Source organism: Kitasatospora sp. NPDC004614 (assembly GCF_042873675.1).
In the GTDB taxonomy this organism is placed as follows: Bacteria; Actinomycetota; Actinomycetes; order Streptomycetales; family Streptomycetaceae; genus Kitasatospora.
Genome location: NZ_JBIALR010000007.1, coordinates 153,297 through 169,113 on the forward strand (window position 1 = coordinate 153,297; position 15,817 = coordinate 169,113).

Annotated in this window: 18 protein-coding genes; 11 read left to right on the plus strand and 7 right to left on the minus strand. The window is 73.9% G+C overall.

The window, feature by feature from the left end; translation table 11 throughout:
• Positions 1 to 12: 12 nt before the first annotated feature.
• Positions 13 to 1,593, minus strand: a complete 1,581-nt coding sequence (locus tag ACFYST_RS17740) for a sigma-70 family RNA polymerase sigma factor (protein ID WP_387863296.1) — start codon at positions 1,591 to 1,593, stop codon at positions 13 to 15.
• 347 nt (positions 1,594 to 1,940) lie between these two features.
• Between ACFYST_RS17740 and ACFYST_RS17745 the strand changes: the two genes are divergently transcribed.
• Entirely contained in the window at positions 1,941 to 2,345 is a 405-nt protein-coding gene (locus ACFYST_RS17745) for a hypothetical protein (RefSeq protein WP_387863298.1), read from the plus strand.
• Between the two features lie 43 nt (positions 2,346 to 2,388).
• On the opposite strand, the gene ACFYST_RS17750 is transcribed toward ACFYST_RS17745, so the two are convergent.
• The gene (locus ACFYST_RS17750) at positions 2,389 to 3,648 is read right to left on the minus strand and encodes an SLC13 family permease (protein WP_387863300.1); all 1,260 of its coding nucleotides are present in this window, start codon (positions 3,646 to 3,648) and stop codon (positions 2,389 to 2,391) included.
• A 142-nt stretch (positions 3,649 to 3,790) separates the two neighbouring features.
• On the opposite strand from ACFYST_RS17750, the gene ACFYST_RS17755 reads away from it, so the two are divergent.
• The 7 genes from ACFYST_RS17755 (at position 3,791) to ACFYST_RS17785 (ending at position 9,596) form a co-directional block, all read left to right on the plus strand.
• The gene (locus ACFYST_RS17755; protein ID WP_387642475.1) at positions 3,791 to 4,096 is read left to right on the plus strand and encodes a hypothetical protein; all 306 of its coding nucleotides are present in this window, start codon (positions 3,791 to 3,793) and stop codon (positions 4,094 to 4,096) included.
• A gap of 85 nt (positions 4,097 to 4,181) precedes the next feature.
• The gene (locus ACFYST_RS17760) at positions 4,182 to 4,793 is read left to right on the plus strand and encodes a LysE family transporter (protein ID WP_387863302.1); all 612 of its coding nucleotides are present in this window, start codon (positions 4,182 to 4,184) and stop codon (positions 4,791 to 4,793) included.
• A 92-nt stretch (positions 4,794 to 4,885) separates the two neighbouring features.
• Positions 4,886 to 6,379, plus strand: a complete 1,494-nt coding sequence (locus ACFYST_RS17765; RefSeq protein ID WP_387863304.1) for a carboxylesterase/lipase family protein — start codon at positions 4,886 to 4,888, stop codon at positions 6,377 to 6,379.
• A gap of 405 nt (positions 6,380 to 6,784) precedes the next feature.
• Positions 6,785 to 7,540: an aminoglycoside phosphotransferase family protein gene (locus tag ACFYST_RS17770; protein WP_387863307.1), complete on the plus strand. Its 756-nt coding sequence runs from the start codon at positions 6,785 to 6,787 to the stop codon at positions 7,538 to 7,540.
• A 156-nt stretch (positions 7,541 to 7,696) separates the two neighbouring features.
• A complete protein-coding gene (locus tag ACFYST_RS17775; protein WP_387863309.1) occupies positions 7,697 to 8,107 on the plus strand; it encodes a hypothetical protein in 411 nt (136 codons plus the stop codon).
• Entirely contained in the window at positions 8,104 to 8,841 is a 738-nt protein-coding gene (locus ACFYST_RS17780; protein WP_387863311.1) for a hypothetical protein, read from the plus strand. The genes ACFYST_RS17775 and ACFYST_RS17780 overlap by 4 nt, the downstream gene beginning before the upstream one ends.
• A 98-nt stretch (positions 8,842 to 8,939) precedes the next feature.
• Positions 8,940 to 9,596, plus strand: a complete 657-nt coding sequence (locus ACFYST_RS17785) for a class I SAM-dependent methyltransferase (RefSeq protein WP_387863314.1) — start codon at positions 8,940 to 8,942, stop codon at positions 9,594 to 9,596.
• 38 nt (positions 9,597 to 9,634) lie between these two features.
• On the opposite strand, the gene ACFYST_RS17790 is transcribed toward ACFYST_RS17785, so the two are convergent.
• Both ACFYST_RS17790 and ACFYST_RS17795 read right to left on the minus strand, forming a co-directional pair.
• Entirely contained in the window at positions 9,635 to 9,907 is a 273-nt protein-coding gene (locus ACFYST_RS17790; RefSeq protein WP_387642462.1) for a helix-turn-helix domain-containing protein, read from the minus strand.
• A gap of 73 nt (positions 9,908 to 9,980) precedes the next feature.
• Positions 9,981 to 10,436 carry a DUF1348 family protein gene (locus tag ACFYST_RS17795; protein WP_387642460.1) on the minus strand — a complete coding sequence of 152 codons (456 nt, stop codon included), beginning with the start codon at positions 10,434 to 10,436 and terminating at the stop codon, positions 9,981 to 9,983.
• A gap of 107 nt (positions 10,437 to 10,543) precedes the next feature.
• On the opposite strand from ACFYST_RS17795, the gene ACFYST_RS17800 reads away from it, so the two are divergent.
• From ACFYST_RS17800 to ACFYST_RS17810, 3 genes are all read left to right on the plus strand, one after another.
• A complete protein-coding gene (locus ACFYST_RS17800; protein WP_387863316.1) occupies positions 10,544 to 11,125 on the plus strand; it encodes a TetR/AcrR family transcriptional regulator in 582 nt (193 codons plus the stop codon).
• Positions 11,126 to 11,238: 113 nt separating this feature from the next.
• A complete protein-coding gene (map, locus tag ACFYST_RS17805; RefSeq protein ID WP_387863319.1) occupies positions 11,239 to 12,006 on the plus strand; it encodes a type I methionyl aminopeptidase in 768 nt (255 codons plus the stop codon).
• 559 nt (positions 12,007 to 12,565) lie between these two features.
• Positions 12,566 to 12,979, plus strand: coding sequence for a transglycosylase family protein (locus tag ACFYST_RS17810; RefSeq protein WP_387863322.1), 414 nt, complete (start codon positions 12,566 to 12,568; stop codon positions 12,977 to 12,979).
• A 139-nt stretch (positions 12,980 to 13,118) separates the two neighbouring features.
• On the opposite strand, the gene ACFYST_RS17815 is transcribed toward ACFYST_RS17810, so the two are convergent.
• Genes ACFYST_RS17815 through ACFYST_RS17825 form a run of 3 tightly spaced genes read right to left on the minus strand, consistent with a single transcriptional unit; the run spans position 13,119 to position 15,643 of the window.
• Positions 13,119 to 13,475 (minus strand): immunity 51 family protein, encoded by a 357-nt coding sequence (locus ACFYST_RS17815; protein ID WP_387642452.1) that lies wholly within the window; start codon positions 13,473 to 13,475, stop codon positions 13,119 to 13,121.
• Positions 13,476 to 13,517: 42 nt separating this feature from the next.
• Entirely contained in the window at positions 13,518 to 14,951 is a 1,434-nt protein-coding gene (locus ACFYST_RS17820) for a hypothetical protein (RefSeq protein WP_387863325.1), read from the minus strand.
• Positions 14,948 to 15,643, minus strand: coding sequence for a sensor domain-containing protein (locus tag ACFYST_RS17825; RefSeq protein ID WP_387863327.1), 696 nt, complete (start codon positions 15,641 to 15,643; stop codon positions 14,948 to 14,950). The genes ACFYST_RS17820 and ACFYST_RS17825 overlap by 4 nt, the downstream gene beginning before the upstream one ends.
• Between the last annotated feature and the right edge of the window lie 174 nt (positions 15,644 to 15,817).

Genomic DNA, 15,817 nt, shown 5'->3' on the forward strand with positions numbered 1-15,817 from the left:
GGCCGCGAGGCATCAGCTCGGAGTACCGAAATCCTGCGTCCACCAGGGCCCACCCGCGCCCTGGTGCACCCCCACGCCCAGCTCGGTGAACTCGCAGTTCAGGATGTTCGCCCGGTGGCCCGGGCTGTTCATCCAACTGGCCATCACCGCCGCCGGGTCCTTCTGCCCGCGCGCGATGTTCTCGCCCCAGCCGCTCCACTCGTAACCGGCGGCGTCGATCCGCTGCTGCGGGCCTTCGCCGTCCGGGTTGGTGTGGTCGAAGAACTCGCGGTCCGCCATGTCGTCCGACTGCTCCTGCGCCGCCTCCGCCAGCTGCCCGTTCGCCGAGAGCGCCGGACAACCCGCCTGCGCGCGCTGGGCGTTGACCAGATCCAGCACCTGCTGCCCGAGATCCCCGGCCCGCTTCCCGGTGGACGGCGCGAGCGCCCGCGACGAGGGCCGGGCCGAGACCGTCGGCTTGCTGGACGGCGACGCCGAGGGCGATGCGGACGGGGAAGACGACGGTGAAGCGGACGCCGACCGCGAGGCGGGGGCCGAAGCGGCCGCCGGAGCGGCCAGCGCCTCCGCCTGCTCCGCACCCGCCACCACCGGCTGCCGCAGCGCCTCCGGGCGACCGTCCGAGGTGGGCGACGAGCCCGGCAGCACGACCGCCACCAGCAGCCCCGCCGCGACCGCCGCCACCCCGCCGCCCACCAGCAACCCCACCCGGCCCGGCCCCCGGCGCGCCGCCGCCCGCCGGCCGTGCCGGGACCCGGCCCGGTGCGAACCGCCGCGCTGCGACTCGTCCCGGGGCGCGCGACGGTGCGAGGACGCGCCTCCCGCGAAACCCGTCGGCAACGCCGAAAGGCCGTCCGGCAGCGGCACCATCGCCAGGCCCGCCAGCAGCCCCTCGGCCGGCATCAGCCCGCGCCGGTGCTCGCCGCACACCGCGCACTCGCGCACATGACGGCCGATCCGCTTGCGCCACAACGCGCTCGGCACACCGTCCCAACCCGCCGTCAGCTCCGCCAGCCACGCGCACCCCGGCACCGCGGCCAGCGCCCGCACCGCCATCCGGGCCGCCTCCAGCTGACCCTTCATCCGCTGCACCCGCACCGCCGCATGCTGCGGCGACACCTCCAGCGCCGCCGCCAGCTCCGCCCGGGACAGCTCGCCCGCCGCCTCCAGCCACCACAGCGCCAACAGGTCCCGGTCGCCCTCGTCCAGCCAGCGCGTCGCCTCCGCGACCTCCCGCCGCTGCTCCGACAGCCCCAGCCGGACGATCGTCAGCCCGACGAAATCGGCGGACGGATCCGCGACCGCCGCCGCGTCCGGCGCCTCGCGCAACGCGCCCTCGTCGCCCTCGTCCCGGAACCGGCGGCGCACCTGGTTCAGCGCGATCGCCACCAGCCAGCTGCGGAACCCGGCCGGATCCCGCAGCCCCGGCAGGCCGTCCACCGCCCGCAGCATGGTCTCCTGGACCACGTCGTCGGTGTCCGGATGCCCCGACAGCGCCCGGCCCACCACGTTGTACACCAGCGGCAGGTGGTCACCCACCAGCTCCGCCACCGCCTGCCGGTCGCCGTGCTGCGCCCGACCGACCAGCGTCGTCACCTGCCCACTGTCCACAGCCCGGCCCGTCCTCGTGTTCTCGCGTCGTGCCCTCACACCATCGGAGATCCACCGGCGGGCGGCGGATAACGGAAAAGTGCGGGGAGATTTCTCCGGACCTGCGGGGGAATCTCCCCGGCCCGGGCAGAAAACGACCCTATGGCCTGCGGTACGGCCATTGCCAGGCGCGACCGGTGGGGGCGGCGGGACATTCATCCCGCCCGGCCAGGCTGTTCGGCCGGTCGGCGGCGTGGCCGTTCGGCCGGTCGGTGGAACGGCGCGAGCGGTATTGAACGCGTTCAGATCTGTGCCATGATGTGGCCGCGAACCATCGGAATCAGGGGGGAGCGGTGGCGAATCCGGCTGCGGTGAACGACTGGCGGCGAAGGGCGCGTCTGTGGGGGCTGGTGGTCGGCTGGTTGGCGCTGGCTCCCGTCGGGCTTCTCGCCGGGATGCTTCTCGGGATGATGACCGGGCTCGTCGGGCTGCTGCTGGGGCCGGTCGCCCTCGGCACCGTCCCGGCCGTCTGCCTGGGCCGCTACCTCGGGCGGAACGGCGAGTGGCTGGCGCTGGACATCGCGTTCGGGGGCGGGATCGTCGTGCTGCCTCTGGTCGCCGCAGTGCTCGGCACGCGGAGCGCGGACCAGTTCACGGCCTGGATGTGGGCCATGGCGGTGGCGGGAACTGTGCTGTACGCCCTGCCGCTGCTGATCGCCGGCGAGGTGGCGGCGCGGGCGGCCCGAAAGCGGCACTGACCGGCGCGTCGGGCGGCGGCGTCACGCGAGTGCGTGGGCGCCCTCAGGTGCCGAGCAGGCGGAGGGACGCCCAGAGCGCCAGGACGGCGGTGGCCAGGGTGGCCGGGGTGGTGAGTGCGCCGAGGCGGGTGAAGGTGCGCAGGCCGCCGTCGTCGATCGCGCGGTCCTGGACGATGCGCCGCCACAGCAGGGTGGCGAGCGAGCCGGCGTACGTCAGGTTGGGGCCGATGTTGACGCCCAGCAGGACGGCCAGCACCGCGCCCGGGCCGGACGGTGCGGCGAGCGGGACGAGCAGCAGCGTGGCGGGCAGGTTGTTGACCAGGTTGGCCAGCAGCGCGGCCAGGCCCGCCAGTGCGAACAGCGTCGGCAGCGAATCGCCGGACGGGACCAGCGCGGCCAGCCACCCGGCCAGTCCGTTGTCCACCACCGCCTTCACCACCACGCCCAGCGCCAGCACGAAGGCCAGGAACGGCACCGCCGCCGCGTGCACGATCCGGCGGGTGTCCGTTCGTCCCGCCGCCAGCGCCCGGACCGCCAGCACCGTTGCGCCGAGCGCCGCGGCCCACGCCGGGGAGACGCCGAGCGCCGAGGCGACCACGAAGCCGGCCAGCGTGCCCGCCACCGTCAGCAGCGCGAACCGGGGCAGCCGGGGGCGTTCGGTGGGTGCGGGCCGGGCGGCCGGGACGGCGAGTTCGGCGGCGAAGAAACGGCGCAGCAGCAGGTACTCGACGCCGACGGCGCCCAGCCACGGCAGTGCCATCAGTGCGGTGAACCGGCCGAAGGTCAGGCCGCTGGCGGTGAACGCGAGCAGATTGGTCAGGTTCGACACCGGCAGCAGCAGCGACGCCGTGTTGGCCAGGTGCCCGCACGCGTACACGTGCGGCCGGGCCCGGACGGCGAGGACGCCCGCCGTCGCGGCCACCACCGGCGTCAGCAGCACCACCGTCGCGTCCAGGCTGAGTACCGCCGTCACCACCGCCGCCACCCCGAACACCTGGCCCAGCAGCCGCACCGGACGGCCGCCCGAGGTGCTCGCCATCCAGCGGCCGCACGCCTCGAACAGCCCCTCGTCGTCGCAGAGTTGGGCCAGTACCAGGACCGCCGCCAGGAACCCCACGACCGGTCCGAGCCGCCCCAGCTCGCCCCATGCCGCGGCCGGGGACACCGCGCCGACCGCCACCAGCAGCCCCGCCGCCGGCACCGCCACCACCGCCTCCGGCCACCCGAACGGCCGCCGCACCGCACTCACCAGCACGACGCCCAGCAGCCCCAGCGACAGCACCTCGGCGCCCATCGCGCCCATCCCTAACCTCCTCCGACCTGCGACTTTCCGCCCATCGGGCGACCGGCCCCCATCCAAGCAGGCGCCCCCGGGCGCCGAGTGGCCCGCCCGTCGGATATGACTGACATTCGGTTAATCGCTTCGGATGTGTGGAGGGCTGGTCGTGGTGGACTGCCGGGACGCGTGGCGCAGGGCGCTGGAAGCGGGATTCTCGATCGGATCGGTGGGGTCGTTCCTGTCGATCGGGTCGGCGTACTCCGTGCTGTCGATCGGATCGGTGGGCTCGGCGCTGTCACTCGGCAGCGTCGGCTCGTCGTGCTCGGTGCTGTCGGTGGGCTCCTGGCGGAGCGCTGCGTCCGTGCTGTCCGCGGAGTCGGTGCTGTCCCTGCTCTCCTACCGCTCGGTGCTCGCGCGGCAGGCCGCGCACCAGCGGCGCGGGGGAGCGGGCTGCCCGCCGCAGGTCGAATGAACTCTCGTTGTTCGCAAGGGTGTTGGCTGCCGGGTGGGGCGAAAATGAGGTGCGGGCAGGCGGGTCCGGCCGCCATCGTGAGGGGATGGCGACAAGCGCGGCGGTCGAAGGCGTAGTGGCGGGACTCGGGGTGGCGGTGCCACTCGGCGCGGTCGGGGTCCTGCTGCTGCAGGAGGGCCGCCGCGGCTGGGCCCCCGCCGCCGGCGGGGCGACGGCGGTCGCGGCGGTCGATGGCGCGTACGCCACGGTCGCCGTACTGGCAGGCCCCCGGGTCGCCCACCTGCTCACCGGCCACGAGAGCGCGGTGCGCGCCGTCTCCGCCCTGCTGCTCGGCGCGATCGCCGTCCACGGCCTGCTCGGCCTGCGCCGCACCGCCGAACCCACCGAACCCGCCGAGGCCCCGTCGGTCGGCAGCGCGGCCCGCGCGTTCGTCCGCTTCGCGCTGCTGACGCTCGTCAACCCGCTGACCGCCCTGTACTTCACCGCCCTGATCACCGCCCGGGGCGCGGACGCCCGGGCCGGCGCCACCGCCTTCGTCACCGGCGTCTTCCTGGCCTCCCTGGTCTGGCAGCACCTCCTCGCCGCGGCGGGCGCCTTCGCCGGCGCGAAGCTCGGCCCCCGGGTGCGGCGCTCGACGTACGCGGCGGGCTACGGGCTGGTCGCGGTGCTGGCGCTGCGGCTGGCGTTCAGCGGCTGAACTGGGCGTCCGGCAGCGGGAATTCGGTTGCGGAGGCGCTGATCGGGCGAAAGGCTCCATTTGCCCCGAGCCCCTTCGAAACTGGACATCCGATGAGCAGCGTCATAGTCAGCACCCGCCACGGCCAGGTCCGCGGCCGCCTCCACGACGGCACCGCGGCCTTCCTGGGAATCCCTTACGCCGCACCGCCGTTCGGCGCCGACCGGATGCGGCCGCCCCGGGCCCCCGAACCGTGGAGCGGCGTGCGCGACGCGCTCGTCCCCGGCCCCAGCGCCCCGCAGCCCGGCTACGCCCCCGCGATGGCCGGACTGCTGGTGGAGGCCGGCCCGCAGGGCGAGGACTGCCTCAACCTCAACGTCTGGACGCCGTCGCCGCATTCGTCCGGCGAAGGACTGCCCGTCATGGTGTGGATCCACGGCGGCGCTTTCCGCAACGGCTCCGGCTCGCTGCCCACCTACGACGGCACCGTCCTCGCCCGCGACGGCGTCGTCTGCGTCACCCTGAACTACCGGCTCGGCGCCGAAGGCTTCCTGCTGCTGCCCGACGGCACCGCCAACCTCGGCCTGTTGGACCAGATCGCCGCGCTGGAATGGGTGCGCGACAACATCGCCGCGTTCGGCGGCGACCCCGGCAACGTCACCGTCTTCGGGCAGTCCGCCGGAGCGATCGGCATCACCGCGCTCATGACGATGCCCTCGGCCGACGGCCTGTTCCGGCGCGCCATCACCCAGAGCGGCGCCGGACACCACGCCCACACCCCCGAGACCGGGCGCCGCATCACCGAACGCCTGGCCGAACTCGCCGGTGTCGAGTGCACCGTCGAAGGCCTCGCCGCCGTCCCGCCCGCGGAGTTGGCCGCGGCCAACAGCCGACTCGCCCAGGAGATCGCCCGCAGCACCGAACCCGCCCAGTGGGGCGAGTCCGCCGGCGGCGGCACCACCGTCCTTCCGGTCGCCGGTACCGCCACGCTGCCCGAACGCCCCGTCGACGCCATCGCCGCCGGCGCGGGCCGCCACCTCGACCTGCTCACTGGCGTCACCGCCGAGGAATTCCGACTGTTCCTCGTCCCGCTCGGCATGGCCGACCGCATCAACGACGGCTTCCTGCACGGCTTCCTCGCCGCCCTCGGCCTCGACCCCGTGGCCGCACGCGCCACCTACGCCGAGACCCGACCGCACGCCACCGCCGCCGACTTGTTCTCGGCCGTGATGACCGACCACGGCTACCGCGTGCCCGCCCTCCGCATCGCCGAGGCCCGCGCCGCCCACGGCGCGGACACCTGGTTCTACGAATTCACCGAACCCTCCCCGGCCCTCGACGGCGCCCTAGGCGCCTGCCACATGGCCGAACTCGGCCCCGTCTTCGGCCACTTGAACGACCCGCTGCTGAACAACCCCCTGCTCTCCGAAAACCTCCGCAGCGCCTGGACCACCTTCGCCCACCACGGCCACCCCACCGCCGACCAGCTGCCGCCCTGGCCCCCCTACCTCCCCGGCCGCGCCGTCATGCGCCTGAACGCCACCGCGTCCGGCGTCCACCACGACCCGGCCCGCGCGGAGCGACTCCTCTGGACGAAGCTGCGCTGACCGCGACCGCGACCGCGCCCGGCGCGCCCGACCAGGGAGGGCCATCGACGTCAGGGCTCCTCGACCAGGCCGGTGGCGAAGGGGAAGTTCTCCAGGAACTCGCGCCGCCGGAGATCTGGTTCAGCCTCGGCCAGGTCGGCGAGGACCCGTATCCGGGCAGCGTATTCGACCTCCCAACGGCCGGTCCTTCGTTGCGAGTTAAGGTGAAACCGTGATCGGGATTCCGGAGGACTTCGCGCGGAGCACCGTGGCTCGGGAGGGTGAACCGGGGCGGGTGTGGGTGACAGTGTTGCCTGCGCTGGTCGGGGGGCTGCTGGAGCGGTGGGGGTGTCGGCCGGACGGGGCGGCGGGGCACGGGCAGGTCGGGGTCGTGGTGCCGGTGCGGACGGCCGACGGGGGCCGGCCGTGCTGAAGGTCTCGTTCCCGCACCCGGGCAACGCACACGAGGCGGACGCGTTCGCCGTCTGGGGCGGCCGTGGTGCGGTGCGGCTGCTCCGGCGCGACGACGCCCGGTTCGCGATGCTGCTGGAGCGGGCCGGCCGGCGCACCCTCGCCGAGCACCCGGACGTCGCCGTGGACGAAGCCGTCGCCATCGCCGGACGCCTCACCCACCGGCTGGCGGTGCCCGCGCCGCCCGGACTGCCACGCCTCGCCGACCGGTCCGGGCAGTGGGCGGCCGACCTCCGCAGGGACGCCGACCGGCTGCCCCGGCCGCTGCCGCGCCACGTGGTGGACACCGCGATCGCCACCGTCCGCGAACTCGGACCCGACCAGCCAGACACCCTCGTCCACGGCGACCTGCACCTCGGCAACATCCTGCCCGCCGAGCGCGAACCCTGGCTGGCCATCGACCCCAAGGGCTACGTCGGCGACCCGGCCTACGACGCAATCACCCTGCTCCGCAGCCGATTTGACGACCTGCTCGCCGCAGGCGACCTGCGGCGGGCCGTGCTGCGCCGACTCGCGATCTACGCCGAGGCCGCCGAACTCGACCACCGCCTTGTCCGCCGCTGGGCCCAGGCCCGCGCGGTGAGCGCCGCCCACTGGGGGCGGGAGCACGGCGACCCGGACTGGCTGGTCGAAGTCACCGACCGGATCGCGCAGTTGCTGTGCGGCAACCACCCGACCCGCACGCGGAGTACGGGCCGAGTCGAGACCTGAGACTCCACGCCGGTTACCTGCGCGGAAAGCGGAGGTTGCCGTCCGGGAACGGATGCCAGGTCTCGGCCCGATCTGCGGCGGGGCCGTCTTGAACTGGCGGCCGGGGATGCAGGATGCTCACTCGCGGAGGATCAACCTGTCTTGGGCGGAGGAGAGTTGGACTGGGCTCACGCGGCCGGTTACGGCGCCGTCGGGGGAGCGGTGGTCGAACTGGTGGTCGCCAATGGGCGGTTGCTGGCGTGGCAGGCGGCGCGGCACCGGGCGCGGCAGGAGAGACGGCGGCGAATGCCGCCGCTGCGCCATTACGTCGACTTCTCGGCGGACCTGGCGGCCGGGCTGAGCCGGATCGCACTCGGGGCGGTCACGGGGTGGCTGCTGCACTCCCAGATCACCGGACTGTACGCGGCGGTGGCGGCCGGGGCCTCGGCGCCCGCGCTGTTGCGGCAGATCGGGTCGTTCACCTCCGCGCAGGCCGTCCTGAGGGGCGAAGAACCGCCGGTGGCCGGGGAGCCCGAAGACCAGAGGCCCGTGCCGGTGCCGGGACGGCCGGGGGAGGTCGGGTCATGAGCTTCGGACGTCGCTACCGGGACTCGCTCATGGCCGATGGGCCGACGCCGGTCCCGTTCCGCCCCCGACTCGGGCCCGAAGTGCCCTGGTGGCGGCGCTACTTGGCGTCGCTCGTCGGCGTCGAGTCGACCGTCGGGGCGGAGCGTGCGGCGGACGCGCCGGTGCGGGAGACCGGGTTCGTGGTGCTGCGCCCGATGGTGCAGCTGAAGATGGCTGCCTGGGTGGGCCCGCGCGGAAGGGTGGAGGTGGCACGTCGGCGGCGCGTTCGGCTGACGCCCGGGCTGGCTTTCGCCGCGGCCGCTGCCACCGTGCTCGCCGGTGTCGTTCTGTTCGTCCCGCACGGTACCGACCGCGATCCGGCAGTGCCGCCCCCGGCGCCCTCGTCGTCCGCTTCCCACGGTGCCGCACCGGCGGGCTGCGGCGAGGCGCGGCGGGCGCTGGACGCGTACCGGGCAGCTTCGGCGTCAGCGTCGGCGTCGGCGTCGGCGGGGACGGGAAGCGCGGGGCAGGCCGCCTCGGCGCGGGCGGCGAACATCGCTTTGCAGTCCGCGAGTTCGGAGGCGGCCCCGTATGTCCGGACGGTGATCCTCAGGCTGGCGGACGAGTTCCGGGAACTGAGCCTCCGCCTGGACGGCACGGCGAGCGGCGATCCCGGGCAGGCGGTGGCGGACATCGAAGCCGACACCACGCTGCTCGAATACCGGTGCGCGGAGAGCCTGTTCGGTTCGCCCTGACCTTCGGCGTCCAGGGTCGAGCAATCCGGAGGAGGAAAGCGGAAGTTGACGATCCGTTCGGGCCGCGGATTGTCAGCGGCGGATGGGAGGGTGCTCGGATGGACACCCGCCTGCACGCCATCGCCGAGTACTGGAACGACGCCGCTCCCGCCTTCGACCAGGAGCCTGATCACGGACTGGGGGCCGAGGCCACCCGACAGGCCTGGGTACGGCGGGTGGCCGAGTGGGTGCCGGGCGGGCCGCTGGACGTGCTGGACGCCGGGTGCGGGACGGGGTCGCTGTCGCGGCTGCTGGCGGAGGCCGGGCACCGGGTGACGGGGGTGGACCTGGCGGCCGAAATGGTGGAGCGGGCCCGGGCGAAGCTGGCCGGGGCGGGGCTTGCCGGGCGGTTCATGGTGGGGGACGCCTCGCGGCCGCCCGTCGGAGCCGAACGGTTCGACGCCGTGCTCTGCCGGCACCTGCTGTGGACGCTGCCCGACCCGGAGGCGGCGCTGCGGCACTGGACCACCCTGCTGCGCCCGGGCGGCCGGCTGGTGCTGATCGAGGGCCGGTGGCGCGAGGCGGGCGCGGAGTCGGAGCCGTACGCGGAGGGCGTGGGCGAGCTGCCGTGGGCGGGTGGTGCGAGCGCGGAACAACTTGCCCGTGCGGTACGGCCGTTGGTGCGTGAACTGCGGGTGGAGCCGCTGTCGCAGGACGCCGAACTGTGGGGCGGCCCGGTGTCGGACGAGCGGTACGCGGTGCTGGCGACCGTCTGAGGCGGGGCCCCGGTCAGGGCGACCGTGCTGGAGTGGGGTCAGCCGGCGGCGCGCCGGTCGTCGGCGACCACGCCCAGCCAGACCTGGGCGGCGTCGTCCAGCGGGACGTCGAGCGCGGCGCACAGGCCGACCACGGTGCCGAAGCCGGGGCTGGGGAGACGGCCCATCTCGATCTTGCGGAGGGTCTCGGGGGAGATGCCGGCGCTCTGGGCGACGGCGACCGGGTCGCGGCCGGCCCTGGTTTCGCGGAACAGCGCGCCCAGGCGCCGGCCGGCTTCGATCTGCTCGGGGGTGAGGGGGATTCGCACCATGCCGCCACGCTACCGATCGCGGTGGCCCGCCGTCGCCCCGCCCGGGAGCCCGGCAAGATCCGGAAGAGAGGGCCTATCGCACCGGCAGCTCGGGTTCGTCGTCCTGCCGGGGGCCGAGGATGCGGCGGTCTGCGGCGTCGATCCGGACGTCGTCGATGCTGGCCTCGCGCCGCCGCATCAGCCCGGTCGGGTCGAACTCCCACAGCTCGTTGCCGTGGCTGCGCCACCACTGGCCTTCGTCGTCGTGCCACTCGTACTGGAAGCGGACGGCGATCCGGTCGCCGTCGAACGCCCACAGGTTCTTGCGCAGGGCGTATTCGTGTTCGCGGGCCCACTTGGCGGTGAGGAAGGCGATGATCTCGGGGCGGCCGGTGAGGAAGGTGTCGCGGTTGCGCCACACCGAGTCGGGTGTGTAGGCGAGGGCGACGCGCTGCGGGTCGCGGCTGTTCCAGGCGTCCTCGGCGGCCCGGACCTTGGCGAGCGCGCTGTCGCGGGTGAACGGCGGGTAGGGCGGGCGGTCCTCGGTCATGGTGGGCCCCTCGTTCGGAAGGTGGAGAACGGCCGTTCTCCATCGGCGTCGGACGCTAGGCTAGGGAACGACCGTTCTCCACGTCAATCCCCCGCAGGAGTGCGCCGATGCCCGCCCCGCTCACCGAAGAGCAGACCCGGCAGGACCACGAGAAGCTGCTGGACGCCGCCGAAGCGCTGTTCTACGAGAAGGGCATCCGCGCGGTCGGCATGGACGAGGTGCGGGCCGCCTCGGGGCTGCCCCTCAAGCGCATCTACCGCCTCCACCCCACCAAGGACGACCTGGTGGTGGCCGTGCTGCGCCGCCGTGACCTGCGCTGGCGGGGCGGGCTCACCGCCGCCGCCGCCGAGGCGCACGCCGAGCCGCGGGCCCGGCTGCTGGCCGCGTTCGACTGGCTGGCCGACTGGTGTGCCGAGCCGGGCTTCCGGGGCTGCGCCTGGATCAACGCGTTCGGTGAGATGGGTCCGGCCTCGCCGGCCGTGCTCGAGGAGGTCCGCTCCCACAAGGACGCCTTCCATCGGCAGCTGGCCGACTGGTGCGCCGCCGCCGGCCTCGCCGAGCCCGCGCCCGTCCAGCTGCTCGCCGAGGGCGCCATCGTCACCGCCGCGATCGCCGGTACCGACGCCCCGGCCCGGCAGGCGCGCGCCGCCGTCGAGGCGATGCTGGGGAGCGGGCCCGGCGGCAGCTGAAGTGGGCGGTATTTAAATACCGTTCTGCTGCTAGGGTGTCCCCGTCCCGCCGGTATTCAAATACCGGCAGCCTCGGAGCGGGCGGCGCGCTGCCGCTGTGCAGGGAGCGTGTCGTGATCGAGTACAAGACCCCACAGGCCATCGAGAAGATGGCCGTCACCGGCCGGTTCGTCGCCGAGACACTGGCCGAACTGTCCGCGATGGTCGAGCCCGGCCGCCAGGTGATGGACCTGGAGCACCAGGCCAGGAAGCTGATCGAGAAGCGCGGCGCGGTCTCCTGCTACTGGGACTACGCGCCGTCGTTCGGCCGCGGCCCGTTCCGCAACGTGATCTGCCTGTCCGTGAACGACGCGGTGCTGCACGGGCAGCCCCACCCCTATGTGCTGCGCGACGGCGACGTGATCAGCCTGGACTTCGCGGTGTCGATCGACGGCTGGGTCGCCGACTCCGCCGTCACCGTCATCGCGGGCACGGCCGCCGAGCAGGACGTCCGCCTGATCGACTCCACCCGGGCCGCCCTGGACGCGGCGATCGCCGCCGCGGTGCCCGGCAACCGCACGGGCGACCTGTCGGCGGCCATCGCCAAGGTCGGCCACGCGGCCGGCTACCGGATCAACACCGACTTCGGCGGCCACGGCCTGGGCCGCACCATGCACGAGGACCCGCACATCGCCAACGTCGGACGGGCGGGGCGCGGCCTGGAACTGCGCCCCGGGCTGACGCTGGCGCTCGAGCCGTGGTGGTGCACCGGAACGGCGGAGCTGCGGGTGGACCGGGACGGCTGGACGCTGCGCTCGGCGGACGGCTCGCGCGGCGCGCACTCCGAGCACACCGTGGCGATCACCGAGGACGGGCCGCGGGTGCTCACCGCGCTCTCCTGAGCCGCGTTGTCTGAGGCGCACCGCCCTGAGGCGCACCGCCCTGAGGCGCACCGCCCTGAGGCGCCGATTTCGCCACGGTCGGTGCCCGGCGAGTGAGCGGACCGTGACCGTTGTGGCCCGGCCCACCGCCGGAAGGGCGGGCGATCGGCAGTCGGTCGCCGGTCGACTGCGCGGCGTGTGCGGTGCGCCGGTGGGGGAGGCCGAAAGCCGGTGAGGCCGGTCACAAGGCGGGCCGGCCGGGCCCGGAAAATCGCGGGCCGACGGGCCGCGGAAGCCCTATTTACCGCCGGTAATGCGGCTCTGACCTGCACAGACCTTCGAATGCTTGGACATCGGCCAGAACGCCCGTAGCTTCGTAACCAGTGCAGGGCGCACTACCCGGGATCACCCGACATCAACGCCCCGGAGCGGCCACCGAGTCGCACCGCACGGGCAGGGTGACCGCGACGGAGAGCAGGTCGGTCAACCGACCGCACCGTCCGATCAACAAGCGTGAAGCAGCAGGCCCGCCAGGGCCCTGGTTCCGCCTTGCCTGCCCGGGGCAGCCGAAAGGATTCGCATGATCTTCCGTAACGAGACCGCCACCGCCACGACCACCGCCACCACCGCCGAGAAGGGCAGCCGTACCCGCAAGCGCGTCCGTGCCGCCATCGTGGCGGGTGCCGCAGTGGCCGTTCTGCCGGTGGCCGGACTCGTCACGGCGACCGGGGCCCACGCCGCCGACGCGTCCACCTGGGACAAGGTCGCCCAGTGCGAGTCGACCGGCAACTGGGCGATCAACTCCGGCAACGGCTTCTACGGCGGTCTGCAGTTCACCAACTCCACGTGGGCCGCGTTCGGTGGCACCGCGTACGCCCCGCAGGCCAACCTGGCCACCAAGGCGCAGCAGATCTCCGTCGCCGAGAAGGTGCTCGCCTCCCAGGGCCCCGGCGCCTGGCCGGTCTGCTCGGTCGTCGCCGGTCTGACCAAGTAATACGGTCACCCGCTGACCGGTCCGCCCCGCCGGACCACTCGTACACGCCGACGGCCGCCCCTCACCTCGGGAGGGAGCGGCCGTCGGCGTGTCCGCGTTTCCGGGGACGCGGCGGGTCCGCGGTCTGCTGGGGCGCCGATCAGTCGAACCAGTCGGGCTCGGCGGCGTCGATCAGTTCGCGCAGCGTCGGCCGGTCGTGGAACGCGCCGGACAGCAGCGCGCCGAGTTCGCGCAGCGCCGCCGCGTCCTCGCCGTACGCCACGAACATGCCGGCCTCCGGGTCGTAGCCGAACCGGCCCTCCAAGTGCGGCGCGCGCGAACGCACCGCGGAACGGGCCACCGCCTCCCAGCTGTAGCCGCCGTTCGGCTGCCCGGCGGCCTCGAACACCTCGTCCACCGCGACCATCCGATCGTCCGACAGCAGCAGGCAGTACGAGCCGGGCCGGTGGTCGTACTCGAAGAACCGCAGGGGGGCGTACATCTCACGATCAGTCATGGCCCGGACGGTATCGGCGGCCACCGACAGCCGGGAGACGGATCAGAACGGGTCCGGCACCGCGTTGTCGTTCTCGTCGTAGAAGGTGGTGCGCTCCAGCACGCCGGGCAGCGTGTGGATCAGGTACATCTCCCAATCGGTGACGCCCGGGGCGCGTTCCCAGGTGGCGGCGTAGGCGGGGATCCGGCCGTTGGCGTCGAACGGGAAGGTGCGCATGCCGTCCTCGTACGCGCGGCCGCGGGCCAGCACGTTGGGCAGGTCGGCCTTGCTGAGGTCCTTCAGCGAGACGTGGATCCGGTAGTTCGGGTCCTCGAGCCGGCCGATCAGCTCCCGGCGCAGCTGGGCCTTGGTGAGGTCCATCAGGTGCTCGTAGCCGTACCGTTCGGCGAACGGCTGCACCCGGCCGGCCAGTCCGAGCGCGAGGTTGCGGGGCGGCGGGACGGCGGACGCGGGTGTCGGGGCCTCGACCTCGTCGGTGCCGCTGATCACGGCCCGCTTGCCGTTCAGCAGCGTGACCGCCGTGCCGCCGGTGTTGACGGTGTCGTCGAACGCGCGCTCGGCGGCGGTCGGTGGCCGGGACGGGTCGCGCAGCGACAGGCCGCGGTAGGTGCCGTCGCCCTGGGTGGCCAGGGCGTCGAAACGGCGGGTCGGCCCGGCCGTGCCCGCGTTCGCCATCGCGAACTTGGTCAGCGCGCCGGGGGACAGCACGGCGTCGACCGGCCGGGGGTCGACCGTGACGCCGTGCCGGCCGGCGTACGAGTCGAACGGCCCGCGACGCAGCGCGCCGGAGGCCCGGTCGCCGCCGTCGGTGCGGGTGGCCGTGACGGACGGCCGGGCGCGGTCGACGGCGGTGCCCGGGTCGGTGGCGGCGGGCGGGGTGGCGAGCCGAGCGAGCAACTCGGTGGCCATCTGGTCCACCAGGTAGCCGCGGGCGCTCTGCAAGGTGCTGCGCTTGGAATCCAGTTCGCCTTTGCGCTTGTCCAGGTCCGCCTGCCCGGACTTGATCGCTTCGCCTTCGTCTGCGATCTTGTTGGCCTTGTCCTTGAGCTGTTTCTGTTCGGAATTGATCGCATCGGCTTCGGCGTTCAGCGCATCCGCGACGGACGGCGGCGCACCGTTCGGGTACTGCGCGACCACCTCGTTGTGCTGCCGGATCTTCTCGTCGTTGGCGTCGAGCGCGTCGAGCACCGCCTTCGACTGCTCGTTGTACGCGCTGGTCCGCCGGTCCAGGTCGGCCTGCTGCCCGTCCAGGCTCTGCTGGGTCGGCAGCTCGGCCAACTGGCGGTTGAACGTGGTGAGTTGGTTGTTGAGGGTGGGGGAGTAGGCGCTGCTCGGGGCGACCGGCTCGATCGCGGCCGCGCCGTCCGAGGAGGCCGCGCCGTCCGAGGGCGCCGCGCCGGCCGGCAGCGCGAGGGCGAACAGGGCGGCCGTGCAGGCCAGTGCGAGGGACGCCAACTTCCGCAGCCGGCCCGTCACTTGGCACGCTCCGCCATCCGGTCGGCCAGCGCGCGGGCGGCCGGGCGGCCGTCACCGGCCTGGCAGACCGCCGACTGGAGCACGGTCGACCCGGCCAGCCGGGCCTCCCGGTAGCACGCCCAGCCGTCGCCGTGGTCCTGGGTGGCCGTCCAGGTCAGCGCGGTGTCGGTGGCGCTGTCCACCCGGTACGTCCAGCGCGAGGCGTTCGCGCCGGAGGCGTCCCGGACGGCGGCGGTGCACGCCTTGAGCCCGTCGGCGAGCGTGCCGAACACCTCCGCCGCCAGGTCGGCGGTGGCGTACCGGCCGACGGTCTGGGTGGCGGTGTGGTCCGCCGACGCGGCGGAGTCCTGCTGCGCCACCGACACGAACGCCGTCCAACCCCCTTGGTAGACAACGGTGGTGGCCGGTCCGACCGCCACCGAACAGCCCGGCGGGTCGGCCGGCAGCGGGGGCGCCGGTTCGCTCGCCCGGGTCTGCTCGTTCAGCGTGCTGCCGACTGCCTTGCTGACCTCGTCCGCGGGCAGCACCACCGCCTGGACCGTCCCCGCCACCACCCGCGGCGAGGTGTCGTCCGCGGGCCACAGCCACCACGCCACGCCGGCCGCCACCGCGACCAGCAGCGCCGCGCCGGCCCCGATCAGCCGCCACCGCCCGGACCGGCCGGGCGCCTTCGCCTCGCTCCCACTGCTCATCGGACTGCTCATCGGACTGCTCATGGGCTCTCCCAAGTTCCTCGACGGCCGACACCGCCGGGCGGCGGCGCCGGAAGGAAATCAGGTGCGGCCGGTGGCCCGGCCGTCGCCAACAGTGTCCGGTCAACTGCGGTGAAAGCGAAGCGATTTGAGCGAATGCGACGTTTCCGTCGG